Source organism: Rhodococcus sp. 06-418-5 (genome assembly GCF_002258285.1).
Lineage (GTDB): Bacteria > Actinomycetota > Actinomycetes > Mycobacteriales > Mycobacteriaceae > Rhodococcoides.
Genome location: NZ_NOYE01000031.1, coordinates 404,637 through 417,835 on the forward strand (window position 1 = coordinate 404,637; position 13,199 = coordinate 417,835).

The 13,199-nt window shown below is 65.8% G+C and carries 13 protein-coding genes; 7 read left to right on the plus strand and 6 right to left on the minus strand.

Going from position 1 to position 13,199, the window contains the following annotated elements; genetic code table 11:
* Positions 1-54 precede the first annotated feature (54 nt).
* On the plus strand, positions 55-1,602 hold the full coding sequence (locus tag CH274_RS23255; RefSeq protein ID WP_094659050.1) for an acyl-CoA synthetase: 1,548 nt from the start codon (positions 55-57) through the stop codon (positions 1,600-1,602).
* The gene (locus CH274_RS23260) at positions 1,599-3,089 is read left to right on the plus strand and encodes an aldehyde dehydrogenase family protein (protein ID WP_094659051.1); all 1,491 of its coding nucleotides are present in this window, start codon (positions 1,599-1,601) and stop codon (positions 3,087-3,089) included. The genes CH274_RS23255 and CH274_RS23260 overlap by 4 nt, the downstream gene beginning before the upstream one ends.
* Positions 3,090-3,093: 4 nt before the next feature.
* On the opposite strand, the gene CH274_RS23265 is transcribed toward CH274_RS23260, so the two are convergent.
* From CH274_RS23265 to CH274_RS23280, 4 genes are read right to left on the minus strand one after another with little or no spacing between them, the layout of a single operon-like run.
* Complete coding sequence (locus tag CH274_RS23265) at positions 3,094-3,756, minus strand: class II aldolase/adducin family protein (protein ID WP_094659052.1); 663 nt, start codon at positions 3,754-3,756, stop codon at positions 3,094-3,096.
* Entirely contained in the window at positions 3,756-4,691 is a 936-nt protein-coding gene (locus CH274_RS23270; RefSeq protein WP_094659053.1) for a carbohydrate kinase family protein, read from the minus strand. Before CH274_RS23270 ends, CH274_RS23265 begins: the two co-directional genes overlap by 1 nt.
* Positions 4,688-5,167: an SRPBCC family protein gene (locus tag CH274_RS23275; protein WP_094659054.1), complete on the minus strand. Its 480-nt coding sequence runs from the start codon at positions 5,165-5,167 to the stop codon at positions 4,688-4,690. The genes CH274_RS23270 and CH274_RS23275 overlap by 4 nt, the downstream gene beginning before the upstream one ends.
* The gene (locus tag CH274_RS23280; protein ID WP_094659055.1) at positions 5,149-6,576 is read right to left on the minus strand and encodes a flavin monoamine oxidase family protein; all 1,428 of its coding nucleotides are present in this window, start codon (positions 6,574-6,576) and stop codon (positions 5,149-5,151) included. Before CH274_RS23280 ends, CH274_RS23275 begins: the two co-directional genes overlap by 19 nt.
* 138 nt (positions 6,577-6,714) lie before the next feature.
* Between CH274_RS23280 and CH274_RS23285 the strand changes: the two genes are divergently transcribed.
* On the plus strand, positions 6,715-7,326 hold the full coding sequence (locus CH274_RS23285) for a TetR/AcrR family transcriptional regulator (protein ID WP_094631932.1): 612 nt from the start codon (positions 6,715-6,717) through the stop codon (positions 7,324-7,326).
* A 12-nt stretch (positions 7,327-7,338) separates the two neighbouring features.
* Here the strand turns inward: CH274_RS23285 and CH274_RS23290 are convergent, their stop codons facing one another.
* A complete protein-coding gene (locus CH274_RS23290) occupies positions 7,339-7,911 on the minus strand; it encodes a TetR/AcrR family transcriptional regulator (protein WP_094659056.1) in 573 nt (190 codons plus the stop codon).
* A gap of 113 nt (positions 7,912-8,024) precedes the next feature.
* Between CH274_RS23290 and CH274_RS23295 the strand changes: the two genes are divergently transcribed.
* The 4 genes from CH274_RS23295 to CH274_RS23310 are packed head-to-tail and all read left to right on the plus strand — an operon-like array spanning position 8,025 to position 12,428.
* Entirely contained in the window at positions 8,025-8,939 is a 915-nt protein-coding gene (locus tag CH274_RS23295) for a metal-dependent hydrolase (RefSeq protein WP_032395475.1), read from the plus strand.
* Between the two features lie 17 nt (positions 8,940-8,956).
* On the plus strand, positions 8,957-10,045 hold the full coding sequence (locus CH274_RS23300; RefSeq protein WP_256988169.1) for a PDR/VanB family oxidoreductase: 1,089 nt from the start codon (positions 8,957-8,959) through the stop codon (positions 10,043-10,045).
* Between the two features lie 17 nt (positions 10,046-10,062).
* Positions 10,063-11,598, plus strand: a complete 1,536-nt coding sequence (locus CH274_RS23305; RefSeq protein WP_094659057.1) for a flavin-containing monooxygenase — start codon at positions 10,063-10,065, stop codon at positions 11,596-11,598.
* Positions 11,595-12,428 (plus strand): SDR family NAD(P)-dependent oxidoreductase, encoded by an 834-nt coding sequence (locus tag CH274_RS23310; RefSeq protein ID WP_094659058.1) that lies wholly within the window; start codon positions 11,595-11,597, stop codon positions 12,426-12,428. The genes CH274_RS23305 and CH274_RS23310 overlap by 4 nt, the downstream gene beginning before the upstream one ends.
* 19 nt (positions 12,429-12,447) lie before the next feature.
* On the opposite strand, the gene CH274_RS23315 is transcribed toward CH274_RS23310, so the two are convergent.
* Positions 12,448-13,101 (minus strand): TetR/AcrR family transcriptional regulator, encoded by a 654-nt coding sequence (locus CH274_RS23315; RefSeq protein ID WP_032395478.1) that lies wholly within the window; start codon positions 13,099-13,101, stop codon positions 12,448-12,450.
* Positions 13,102-13,199: the final 98 nt, after the last annotated feature.

Consider the following 13,199-nt stretch of genomic DNA (forward strand, 5'->3'; position numbering starts at 1 on the left):
CTGTGACGGTATTCACCCGGGCGCCCTCGCCCCCTCTCGCACAAGGGACTCGACATGTATCTCACCCAAGGCCTGCATCGCTCCGCCGCAACGACTCCGAACCGCGCAGCGACGGTGTTCGGCGATCGCGTTCGTACCTTCGCCGAACAGATCGACAGAGTGGCACGACTGGCGGCAGGCCTGCACTCCATCGGCGTCGAGTCCGGCGATCGAGTTGCGATGCTGGCGTTCAACAGCGACCGCTACTCGGAGTACCTGCTCGCGGTGCCGTGGGCCGACGCCGTGCTCAACCCCGTGAACATCCGATGGTCGCCCGTGGAGGTCGCGTACGCACTCAACGACTCCGACACCAAGGTCCTGCTGGTCGACGACACCTTCGGTGCGATGGTCCCGGCACTGCGCCCGGCATGTGCCGGCCTGCAGACCATCGTCTACTGCGGAGACGGCACCACCCCCGAGGGCATGGTCTCGTACGAGGACCTGGTCTCGTCCCACGATCCCGTCCCCGACGCCCGCCGTAGCGGCGACGCACTCGCAGGACTCTTCTACACCGGCGGCACCACCGGCTTCCCCAAGGGCGTCATGCTCTCGCACACGAACCTCGTCACCTCCGGCCTGGGAACGGTGGCGACCGGACAGCTGCTCGACGACGCATCGATCCTGCTCCATGCCGCTCCGATGTTCCACCTCGCCGATCTGGCCGCATGGGTGGGGCAGGTCATGCTCGGCGGTACCCACGTCATGGTTCCGTTCTTCGAGCCGACCGCCGTCCTCGGCGCGATCGCCGAGCATTCGATTACCGACGTGTTGTTGGTGCCGACGATGATTCAGCTTCTGGTCGACCACCCCGCATTGAGCGAGTTCGACACCTCCTCGCTCAGTCGTGTGCTGTACGGAGGATCCTCGATCTCCGCAGGCGTCCTCGAGCGCACCCTGGCACGCCTCCCGCAGGCCCGTCTCACTCAGGCCTACGGCATGACCGAGCTCGCACCGGTCGCATCGCTGCTCTGGCCGGAACACCATGTGGGAGAACGCATCGGCTCGGCCGGTCGCGCGGCCCCGCACTCGGAGATCCAGATTCTCGGCCCCGACGACGAGCAGTTGGCCACCGGATCCGTCGGCGAGATCTGTGTTCGCGGTGGACACGTGATGCTGGGCTACTGGAACAAGCCGGACGAGACCGCCGCGGCCGTTCGCGACGGTTGGATGCACACCGGCGATGTGGGCTACCTCGACGCCGACGGATTCCTGTTCGTCGTCGATCGACTCAAGGACATGATCATCACCGGCGGCGAGAACGTCTACAGCGCAGAGGTCGAGAGCGCACTGAGCCGCCATCCCGCCGTCCTGGCCTGCGCCGTGATCGGTGTGCCCGACGGCGAATGGGGCGAGCGCGTCCACGCCTGTGTCGTGTTGGCCGATGGCACCTCGCCGACTGTCGAAGAACTTCGCGATCACACCCGCAGCTACGTTGCCGGATACAAGACCCCGCGCACCATCGAGTTCGTCACCGCACTGCCCATGAGCGGCGCGGGAAAGATCCTCAAGCGCGAACTGCGGGACGCCCACGTGGCGAAGGACGCGCTCGGAGCGTCCCTGTGACCAGCCAGGTCCAGGCGCGAACCACGTTCGATTCCTTCTCCCCCATCGACGACGGTCCGGTCGCCTCGTTCCCCGTCGATGGGGCGGAGTCCGTCGCGCGGACGGTCGGACTCGCGCGAAAGACACAGCGCACATGGGCCTCGCTGCCGCCACGTTCTCGCGCCCGACACCTGCGGGCCTGGCGACACGAAATCTGGAGTCATCGAACCGAATTCGTCGATCTCATTCACCGCGAGAACGGCAAACCCGCCGACGATGCACTGCTCGAGATCGTACTGACCCTCGAGCACATCGCGTGGGCGGAGAAGCAGGCACCGAAGCTCATGCGGTCGCGCCAAGTCGGCCCCGGGTTGCTGCTCGCGAACTACTCCGCTCACGTGGAGACGGTGGCACTCGGTGTCGTGGGCGTCATCGGTCCGTGGAACTACCCCCTGTATGCACCCAACAGTGCGATCGGTTCGGCGCTGGCAGCAGGTAACTGCGTGGTGTTCAAGCCGAGCGAATACACCCCCGCGGTAGCGGCCCGATACGTCCGCGCGTTCCACGAAGCCAATCCGTCTCTGCCACTGGGCATTCTGTCGCTCGTCACCGGATACGGCGAGACGGGTGCCGCACTGTGCCGATCGGGTGTGGACAAGATCGCGTTCACGGGCTCGACGAGAACCGGCTCGAAGATCATGGCCACGTGCGCCGAGACGCTCACCCCGGTGGTCGTGGAATGCGGCGGCAAGGATCCGGTGATCATCGCTGCGGACGCGGACATCGCGGCAGCAGCCGAGGCGGTGGCCTGGGGAGCATTCGGCAACAGCGGGCAGACGTGCGTCGGAGTCGAGCGGGTGTACGTGGAGCGGAGTGTCGCAGCACAATTCACCGGCGCTCTCGTGCAGCATGCGCGCTCCATCCGGCCCGGTGGTGATGCCTCGGCCACCTACGGGCCGATGACGATGCCCGGCCAGATCGACATCGTTCGACGCCATCTCGCCGACGCCGAGGCGGCGGGTGGTCGAGCACTGATCGGCGGACTGTCCTCGATCGGCGAGCGATTCGTCGGGCCCACCGTGTTGGTGGACACCCCCGAGAGCTGCTCGGCCGTTCGCGAGGAGACCTTCGGCCCCACGGTCACCGTCCGTGAGGTCGACAGCATCGACGAGGCGATCGAGCTGAGCAACGATCATCGGTACGCTCTCGGCGCTTCGGTGTTCTCCCGCAGGCAGGGCAAAAAGATTGCGGCGCAGCTGGTGTGCGGTCAGGTTACCGTCAATTCGGTGATCGCGTTCGCCGGAATGGGATCTGTTCCGATGGGCGGTGTCGGTGCCAGCGGCTTCGGGCGGGTACACGGCGACGAGGGGTTCGCCGAGTTCTGCCGCACTCACAGCCGCGTCACGAAGCTGTTCGACATCCCCGGATTCGAGCTGGTGACGCTCCACCGCAAGCGCTGGGTCATGCGGCTGATCGACCGCCTGCTCGGGCTCCGTCACCGTCGGTGATCGGTCAGTCCGCTGCGCGCCGCGCGGTGGTGCCGTACGACCGTCGCACCACCTCGTCGAGGGTCGCCGCCAACTGCGCGTCGGTCATGGCGCGTGGCGTCGACACTGCGGCAGCGGACAGATACACCCCGCACAGCCATTCGAGCAGTTCGATGTTCGACAGTGCGGCCGCGAGATCGTGACCGGTGGCCACCGATCCGTGATGGGCCATGATCACCGCCGACCTCGAGCGCATCGCAGTCACCACCAGGTCGGCGAGCTCCGCCGTACCGAACGGCGCGAACGGCACCACCGGAACCCTGCCGCCGAGGGCCAGCTGCGCGTAGTGAACGGGCGGCAGTTCGTCCGCGACGAGCGACAGTGCAACGGCCGCCGAGGAATGCGCATGCACGACGGCACGAACCTCGGACGACGCGTAGATGCCGAGGTGCAGACCCAGTTCCGAGGTCGGTTCACCTGGTCCTGCGCGGACGATTCCGTCCGTACCGACGAGTGTGACGTCCTCGATCGTCGCGTCCGCCAACACCAGCCCGGTCGCCGTCACCGCCACCACATCACCCGCGCGTGCGCTGACGTTGCCTGCGGTGCCGAGAACCAGGCCCTTGCGGCCCAGTTGCCGGGCGGTCTCGGCGACGGACTGCCGTAGCTCCTCCACCTCGACCGACATCAGACGGTCCGGCAGGTGCGTGCGAACGTCCGAACGTACTCGAGGTCGTAGGTGCCGAAATCAGTACCGAGTCCCTGCGCAACCTGAGCCGCGGTCGCATTGCCGAGTTCGGCTGCCTCGACGACGTTCATGCTCAGGGACAGGCCGCGAACGAACCCGGCCGAGAACGCATCTCCGCATCCACTGGTGTCCACCACGTCCACGGAGAACGCGGGGACCTCGACGACACTGTCGGTCGTGACGACGAGGGTGGGCGACGCGCCCGCGGTGGCCACCACGCAGGACGCTCCGAGCTCGAGCAGTCGACGACACCCGTCCTCGACAGTGGCGCAGCCGGTCCAGCCGAGGACCTGCTCGTCGTTGGGCAACAGGTAGTCCACATGGGGCAGCGCGGCCGCGAACGCACCGAGCCCTTCCGGAACGGACGGGGCCAGGCTGTCCACGGTGACGACGACACCGTCCTCGTGGGCGCGGCGTGCGATGTCGCGCGCGGTGTCCGGTCCGTAGAACTCGGGCCCCCCGAGATGCAGGAAGTCGACGTTGTGAAACATGTTCCACGGAACATGCTGAGCCAGATAGCCGTTGGCTCCGATCACGTGCAGAGCCGGCCGGGATCCGTCCGGCCTGATCGGCAGTACCGATGCCGAGGTCTGGACCCCGTCCATGCGGTGAACGAGGGAGACGTCCACTCCGTCGTCGATGAGGAGCTGCAGTAGGAACGTGCCTGCCGAATCACCACCGACCACTCCCGCGGTGTGTACCGCGGCACCCAGTCGGGACAGCACCAGTGCCGTTCCCGCGGCCGTACCCGCGGCCGACATCGCGATCTGCTCCGCCAGGACCGCCGCCTGACCGTCGGGAATCTCGGACACCGGACGCACCAGGGTGTCGAGTATGTGCACCCCCAGGGTGAGGACCTCCGCCGGTGCTCTCATCGGATCGTCGCGGTTCGCTCGGAGAGGATCAGCGCCTCGAGGTTGCACATCGAGACATCGAATCGTGCGGACATCCCGGCGGTCGCGATGGACCGCACCACACGCCCCATCCAGCTCGCTGCAACATCGAACCAGAATTCGAAGGTCATCGCGGTGGAGGTCCCGCCGGCGAGCGGCGCGAAGCGAAAGACGTTCGCCACGTTGACGAGTGGCGCGAAACCCTGACCCGAATCGATTCGCAGTCGGTTCGGTTCCAGCTCCCGGACGGTCCATGTGGCGTGAGTGGTGAAGCGGCCGAGCGTCGCCACCTCCTCCGTGTACACACCACCTGTGCGTGCGGTGCCATGATGAGCGATGACCGACCGGACGTCGGTGACCCACTCCGCGTACCGACCGGTGTCGGCGGTCAATGCCCACACTTCCTCGGGGCTCACCGAGAGGGTGCGATGGGCCGAGACTACGAAGCGTTGTTCCACGAGAGTTCTCCTTCGGTCGAAAGTATTGCTGCTGCTGCGTTTTCACCCGATCGCACGGCCCCGTCCATGTACCCGTTCCAGTAGTCGGAGTGTTCGGCTCCTGCCCACTGCACTCGGCCGAACGCAGTGTCTCGCCACCGGCCGAGTTCGGTCAGCACTCCGGGGGCAAGCACGGCGGTGGGCCCGCCGCGGGTCCAGTGCTCGCGCGTCCAGTCGAGCTCGATCCATTCCGTCGGTTCGAGTGCGCGCGGCCCGACGGCGGAAGCGAAGGCGCGCAGCACCTCGCCGCGTCGTTCGGCGTCGGTGCCGTCCGACCAGTTCCGGCCGCCGCGGTGGCGTGCACCCCAGGTGCCGACGAATCCCATCAGCACTCCCTGGCTTCCGTCGGGTGGTGAGTTGTCGAACATCGAGGACACCGGTACGTCGCTGTCGCGAAAGAGCGCCTGGCCGGAGAGCCCGCTCGCGCGCCAGAACGGTTCGGGGTACACGGCCTCGCACTTGGCCAGGCCGCCGAAGTTCATTCGCTGGAACAACGCCTCCTGCGGTGCGGGAAGCGCGGGGCTCCAGTCGATTCGGGTGACCAGAACGGGCGGAATCGCGACGACCGCCGATCGAGCGATCCATGAGTCGGTGTCGCTGCACACCACCACGCGATCCGGATACTGCTCCACACGTCGAACCGGGGTGTCGAGCCGGACGGCGTCACCGAGCTGCTTCGCAATTTCGATGCAGATCGCCTGTGAGCCACCGAGGAATCTCCACTGTTGTGCTCCACCGGCGACACTCATCAACCGATCGACGGTGCCGGGGGTGTACTCGTTTCCCGCCCCGGCTACGTACGCCAGGCCGAAGAGCGCCGATGCGTCGGCGGACGTGCCACCGAACACCGAACCGAGCAGGATGTCGAGCAGTTCCACCCCACCGGCGGTGGCCGAGTGCCTCCGGGCCCAGGTGGCGAGAGTCTGGGTGTCCCACTCGCGTGCTCGGGGTGCCGACCACGGTCGGTCGACGGGAATCTGCTTGGCAGCCCGATCGATTCGCGCCACGAGCACACCGACATCGGGTAGTGCCGCCAGATCCGGCGGCACCCCGCCATCGAAGCGTCGAGCGTTTCCGTTCTTGACGTACATGCTCGATCCGGTGTCGTACGCGGGGAACGTCCCGACGCCCACCGATGCGGCCAGGCGGAGGATATGGTCCTGCGTCGGACCCACGAACTGCCCGCCGGTCTCGACGACCGAGTTCTCACCGAGTGCGTGGTTGACCGTGCGCCCACCCACCCGGTTCCTGGCCTCGAGGACCCGCACGGTCAATCCTGCGGCCGTCAGTTCCCTGGCGGCGGTCAGACCCGCGAGTCCTGCGCCGACGACCACTACGTCCACGTGCGGGGCCTGCGACATCTCGGTCATGGGTGCTCCTTTCCGGGCTGTTCGGGGTAGCGGCGACAGTAACTCAATATTGGCCATCCGGCCAGGATTGACGAAAAGTGCCTGCTGGAGAGCACAGCGGTGGGGGTGGAAGACAGCACTCCGACTAACGTTGCAGCCATGACCGAAGAGCGCCGGAAGACTCGATACGCGCGCGGCCGGGAGCGCCGCGACGCGCTGGTCGACGCGGCCATCGGCGTGATCGGAACACGCGGACTCGAACGCGTCTCGTTTCGGTCCGTGGCCGAAACCGCCGGCTTCCCGCCGTCGACCACCAGCTATTTCTTCGGCTCGGTCGGCGAACTCATCGATGCCGCAATCACTCGTATCGCCGAGAACGTGACGGCGAAGGTCACGGCTCTACTCGACGTCGCGAACGCAGGCGGTCTCACTCGCGACGATCTCGCCGACGCGATCATGGACCTCGTCTCGCTGCTCTCCTCCCCCGAGGACGACGACTCCCTCGTCCAGTTCGAGGCATACCTCGCCGTGCGCAGACGGCCCGAGTTGGCGGACTCGGTGCATCGAATCATGCGGATGATCGAGGAGGCGGCCGAAGCGGCGTTGGGGGCATTCGGGATCGCCGAACCACACCTACCGGCTCGACATTTCCTGGCCCTGATCGACGGCTACACCCTGCACGAGATCGCCAGGCCGACGCCGGGTGGCAATCGGACCGAACTGAAGGACGCCCTGCTGCGCGTGCTCGACTCGTACGCGCCGCGAGGTTGAGCCCGGATACCGCTAGTCGAGACCTACGAGAAGCGGCACGATGCTGCGGTGCGCGAACGCGAGCAGCTCGTCGTAGGTATCGAGCGGGGCGGCGGCCGAGGGTGTCAGTAGGATCGAATGGACCACGCGCACAACAATTTCCGGTGCGTCCGGCACGGCGAAGGTGTCCGATTCCAGTTCACCCCTGGTGATGTGCGTGGCAGCGTTGATCGCGGTCACGAGCAGTGCCGATGCGTTGGTGGTCAATTGCTCGAGCACCAGCGAGCTCTCGGAGTCGAACATCTTCAAGAACACAGGGTTCGTTCGCACCGAGTCGATGGTCGTGGCGAATCCGTGTGCCGCCCGATCCGCACGTGACCTCTGTTCGGCAGCCGCAGCTGCCACCGCCGCGAACAGCCGCGACGACTCCCGCGCCATGACGGCCCGAACGAGTTCGTCCTTCGATCCGATGCGGCGATAGACGGTCACGCGATTGATCTTGGCGCGCTTCGCGACGTCGCCGATGGTGGTTCGAGGAATTCCGACCTCACCGAACAGTTCCAAGGCGGCATCGAGAATCGGCCCGTCGTCCCCATCTGGATGCATCGCTCGATCCTATCGGCCGTCCACCGTCTATTCGGTGCAACATTGCAACATAATATGTTGCTATGTAGCATCGCTGGCAGCAGCAGCACGATCTCGAAGAAACGGAGTTTCGAATGTCTCGGAACAAGGCGGGCGACTCGGACGAGCAGTACACGGACGAGTCCTACGCGATAGTGGCGCGCGCGGTGACATTCGACTGGTCCGGAGTTCCACTCCAGTACATCCCCCACGAGTGGTACGCCACCCACTTCTGGAACGTGATGCACCTGGTTCTGCCCGAGGGAGAACGAGCGATGGCGGACGTGTTCGCCCGCGCGCTGCCGTACATCGACGACCGCAGACTGCACGAGGAAGTCGTGGGATTCGTCGGCCAGGAAGCCACGCACGCGTCCTCCCACGAAAGCTTCCGCACCTACCTCGTCGCGCACGGAGTGGACATCGAACCGATTCTGCAGCGCATCCGCTTCGCCGTGGGTGTGGTGTTCGGCGATCACGGCCTCACCGGCCGCGCAGGCAAGGCATGGCTGAACGAGCGCCTCGGAATCTATGCAGCAGCAGAGCATTTCACCGCAGTGGTAGGCGAGTGGCTGCTCGACAATGCCGAATTCGACCGCATCGGCGTCGACCCGACGATGCTGGATCTGCTGCGTTGGCACGGAGCGGAAGAACTCGAACACCGCAATGTCGCATTCGATGCGTTCCAGTACGTCGACGGTGGCGCATTCCGCCGCGCCCGAACCGCGGTGATCGCCAGCGCTGGGTTGGCCGTGCTGTGGTTCAGTACCGCCGCGTACCTGTACCGGAATTCGGTCGCCACGCCACGAACCGGTACGCGGCGGCTGCGCGCCCCGTGGCCGATCGCGTTCGCACGAGCGTCACGCAAGCACCTGATACCGGGCCTGTCGTTCCTGTTCGTGCAGCTCGCCCTGTACATCCGTCCCGGCTTCCACCCCTCGAAGATGGGCGACATCGACAAGGCCGTGCAGTACCTGGCAGTCTCCCCCGCGGCGCTGGCGGCCCAGCAGTGACGACCACAGTGCCTCCGGTGCACAGCCATCTCGGCGAGATCACCGTGACGGCACCGGGACGGGGACTTCGCGCCATCGGTGCCGCGTCCCGTTTCTACGCCAGGCTCGTCACCGATTCGCCGATCGTGACGGCCCTGTCTCCGGCGCGGCCCCGACGAAGCGTCGGATACGAATTCGAGACCGTCGTCGACGATACGATCGACGAGGCCGAGGACGTTCGCTCGCTGCTGCTCTCGCGCAGGGACGGTGCACCACTACCGACATGGCAACCCGGAGCGCACATCGACGTCACCACTCCGTCCGGTTCGGTGCGGCAGTACTCACTCGCCGGTCGACCCGGGTCAGGTGATCGCTACCGCATCAGCGTCCGCAAGATCCCCGGCGGTAGAGCGTCCACCGAGATCCACGCGCTCTCCCGCGGCGCTGTCCTGCGAGTTCGAGGTCCCCGCAATGCCTTTCCGATGGCGGAGGCCGAGCATTACCTCTTCGTGGCCGCCGGAATCGGCATCACCCCCATCCGGGCGATGATCGAACGCGCCGTCCGGGACGGGGCGCGGTGGACGCTGTACTACCACGGTCGCTCTCGGGCGAGTCTGCCGTTCGTTGCCCTACTGCAGCAGTTGGCACTGACCTCGCGCGGGCATGTGATCGTCAAAACCGATGATGTCGACGGGTTTCCGGTTCCGGAGGACATCGTCGATCTCGGGATGGGCAACTCCGCGATGTACGTCTGCGGGCCCGCGGCGCTGTCGGGCAGACTCCGCGACGAGTCCCTCGCCAGTACGGCCGTTCGTGAATTCCACACCGAGTTGTTCGCGCCTGCAGCGGTGGTCGACGGCATGCCGTTCGTGTTACAGCTCGATCGCTCGGGAGACACCATCGAGGTCGGTGCGCAGGAGACCGCTCTCGACGCACTCCGCCGGTCCAGGCCGGATCAGCCGTTCTCGTGTCGGCAAGGCTTCTGCGGAGCGTGCGTCGTCGGTCTCGTCGCCGGACGCGTCGAGCACCGAGATCGCGTCCTGAGCCCGTCCGAACGCGAGAACTCACTCACCCTGTGTGTCTCGCGCGCTGCCGTCGACGGCGAAGCTCTCGTCCTCGATCTGTAGAAGGAGCCCATACCCTCATGCCTGCAACACCATTCGACAGTGCCACGCCCGTACCGCACACCGACGTCGCGATCATCGGCGCGGGCTTCGGTGGCCTCGGGGCCGCGATCAGGCTCGAGCAGGAAGGCTTCAGCGACTTTCTGATCTTCGAGCGCGATACGGCGGTCGGTGGAACGTGGCACGTGAACACCTATCCCGGTGCTCAGTGCGATATTCCGTCGGCGCTGTATTCGTTCTCGTTCGCACCCAACCCCGACTGGACGCGGCTCTACCCACTTCAGCCCGAGATCGAGGCGTATCTCAACGATTGCACCGATCGTTTCGGTATCCGCGATCGCATCCGTTTCGGGCACGAGGTACTCGACGCGACGTGGAACGACGAACAGGCCCAGTGGGTGGTGCGGACGAGCGAGGGAACATGGTCTGCACGCATCCTCATCGGAGCACTCGGCCCGTTCAGTGAACCGGCAACTCCCGACATCGAAGGACTGGAATCGTTCTCGGGCACCGTGTTCCACTCGGCGAAGTGGGACCATCAGCACTCCGCCCAGGGCCGACGCCTCGCCGTCATCGGCACCGGAGCATCCGCGGTGCAGTTCGTTCCGCGTCTGGCCCCCGAGGCCGCGCACCTGACACTGTTCCAGCGGACACCGACGTGGATCCTTCCGCATCCCGACCGGCCGATCTCCGAATCCGGCAGGTCCCTGCTCAGGAAGTTCCCCCGGGCCCAGCGGGCGATGCGCCGCACGTTCGATCTGTTCCAGGAAGCGTTGGTTCCCGGACTCATCGGCCATCGATCGTTGCTCGCACCGCTCACGGCATTGGGGCGCGCACATCTCCGTCGTCAGGTGAAGGACCCTGCACTTCGCGAGAAGCTCACACCTGGTTACGAATTCGGTTGCAAGCGACCGACGTTCTCGAACAAGTTCTACCCCGCCCTGTGCCGAGAGAACGTCACCGTCGAAACCACGAGCATCGCGCGGATCGTGCCCGAGGGCATCGTCACCACCGACGGGACCGTGCACCAGGTCGATGCCATCGTCCTCGGGACGGGATTCACCGTGTCCGGCCACACCGGCTTCCGGCGGATCGTCGGTCGTGACGGAAAGTCGTTGGCGGACCACTGGCCAGACGGGGAAATGTCGTCGTACCGGGGCACCACGGTGCACGGCTTCCCGAATTTCTTCATGCTGCTCGGCCCCAACTCGGTGGTGTACACCTCCCAGGTGGTCACCATCGAGGCTCAGGTGAACTACATCCTTGCGGCACTGCGCGCGATGGACGACAACGCACTGGTGGCGCTCGAGGTCAGCATGCGGGCACAGATCGAATTCGCGGATCACACCGACGAGCGTCTCGCGGGATCGGTGTGGAACTCGGGAGGATGCAGCAGCTACTACCTGAGCCCGTCCGGACGCAACGTGACGTACTGGCCCGGTTCGGTACGCAACTTCACCCGGCGTATGTCCACCATCGAACTACGCCATTATCACTGCCGCAGTGCGCTTTCCGAGGTAGATCCACTGCTCGCGACCAGCAAGGAGCTCGCATGAGCGGCACCATCGAACCCGCGGGAAAGGTGGCACTGGTCACCGGCGGAGCGCGTGGAATCGGAGCCGCGACGGTCGAGAGATTGCGCGCGGCGGGAGCGTCTGTCGCGGTGGTGGATCGAGATTTTCCCGCGGATCCGACCGGTACGGAAAGGACACTTCTGCTCGTCGGTGACGTCACCGATCCGGCAGCGATGGCGGACTGCGTCGCGGCAACGATCGACAGGTTCGGCCGCCTCGACATCGTGATCGCCAACGCCGGGATCACCCCGCCGCCGGCCACCATCAGGTCGATCGACCGCGCCGTCTTCGACTCGGTGATGGCGGTGAACTTCGGCGGCGTCCTCAACATCGTGCGGGCTGCCGCCGACGAGATCGTCGCGAGCGGCGGGCACATACTGCTCGTATCGTCCTGCGCTGCATTCACTCCCGGGATGGGTGGGTCCGCGTACATGGTGAGCAAGGCGGCCGTGGAACAGCTGGGCCGCGCTCTGCGCATCGAACTTGCTGCCGTCGGCGCATCGGCCGGTCTCGCGTACTTCGGAGTGGTAGACACCGATCTGGCACGGCACACCCTCGACGACGACCCGATCGGTCGGCGAATCGGAGGATTTCTTCCGTGGCCGCTGAGCCGACGCCTGCCGTCTCAGCGAGCCGCCGAGTTGCTCGTACACGCGGTCCAGACCCGTCGGGCACGATTGATCGCCCCTGCCGTGTGGACTCCGTACTTCTGGTTCCGGGGAATGCTCAACCCGATTCTGGAACGCAGGCTCGTCCGGGACCGTCCGGTTGCGCAGATCATCCGGGATCTGGAGGAGACACACTCACGCTGACGTTCCGCAGGCGCGTGGGCTATGCGCTCTCACCGTCCACGCTGGGAACGTCACTCATCGGCGGGAGCGGCCGGGCGCACAGGTCACGCGCATCGGCGTCGGACATTCCCAGCGCGAGCAGCACGCTGTACGCCATTCGATCCACGGCCTCGTTGTCGTCACGATCAGGTTGCTCGAGCAGTAGCTGGCCCAGACCGAGCAATGCGCCTGCCACCAGAGCCAAGGACAGCTGTATGTCCTCGACCCGGAAGTACCCCGCATCGACTCCGGCGACGATGTCCCTCGCCGCACGTGGACCGAGACCGTGCTGCGAGGTGATCAACTCGGGACCGGAGTGGATGAGCACGCGGCTGAGTTCTGGTTGCAGGCGAAAGAGTCGGCCGGAGATTCGAAACGATCGAGTGAACGCCTCGGCGGGGTCGGCGTCGACATCGGTCAGCGAATCGAGATAGCCGCCCAGCAACTCCAGGGCACCGTCGACCGCCGACTGGAACAGCTGCTCTCGACTGACGAAGTGGTTGTAGAACGACCCCATACCCACGTCGGCGGCCTGGGTGATCTCTGCGATCGGCGCGTTCAGTTCGCCGCGGGCGATGAAGCCCTGCGCCGCTTCGATCAACGCTCCGCGTGTGCGGGCCTTACGGCGCTCGAGTCGATTCGGGGTTTCGGTCATGGTCCCTACTTCTGTCTGCGCTGGTCGACGGCCTGACTCTTCCTCATGGCTGACGATTCTGTCAATACTATTGACTGACGGCACTGTCATAGGTGACG

What these genes read in the sequence shown, in the direction of transcription:
- CH274_RS23255 (WP_094659050.1), top strand. Translation starts at nt 55, where the DNA reads ATGTATCTCACCCAAGGCCTGCATCGCTCCGCCGCAACGACTCCGAAC.
- CH274_RS23265 (WP_094659052.1), bottom strand. Translation starts at nt 3,756, where the DNA reads ATGTCGGTCGAGGTGGAGGAGCTACGGCAGTCCGTCGCCGAGACCGCC.
- CH274_RS23270 (WP_094659053.1), bottom strand. Translation starts at nt 4,691, where the DNA reads ATGAGAGCACCGGCGGAGGTCCTCACCCTGGGGGTGCACATACTCGAC.
- CH274_RS23280 (WP_094659055.1), bottom strand. Translation starts at nt 6,576, where the DNA reads ATGACCGAGATGTCGCAGGCCCCGCACGTGGACGTAGTGGTCGTCGGC.
- CH274_RS23285 (WP_094631932.1), top strand. Translation starts at nt 6,715, where the DNA reads ATGACCGAAGAGCGCCGGAAGACTCGATACGCGCGCGGCCGGGAGCGC.
- CH274_RS23290 (WP_094659056.1), bottom strand. Translation starts at nt 7,911, where the DNA reads ATGCATCCAGATGGGGACGACGGGCCGATTCTCGATGCCGCCTTGGAA.
- CH274_RS23295 (WP_032395475.1), top strand. Translation starts at nt 8,025, where the DNA reads ATGTCTCGGAACAAGGCGGGCGACTCGGACGAGCAGTACACGGACGAG.
- CH274_RS23305 (WP_094659057.1), top strand. Translation starts at nt 10,063, where the DNA reads ATGCCTGCAACACCATTCGACAGTGCCACGCCCGTACCGCACACCGAC.
- CH274_RS23310 (WP_094659058.1), top strand. Translation starts at nt 11,595, where the DNA reads ATGAGCGGCACCATCGAACCCGCGGGAAAGGTGGCACTGGTCACCGGC.
- CH274_RS23315 (WP_032395478.1), bottom strand. Translation starts at nt 13,101, where the DNA reads ATGACCGAAACCCCGAATCGACTCGAGCGCCGTAAGGCCCGCACACGC.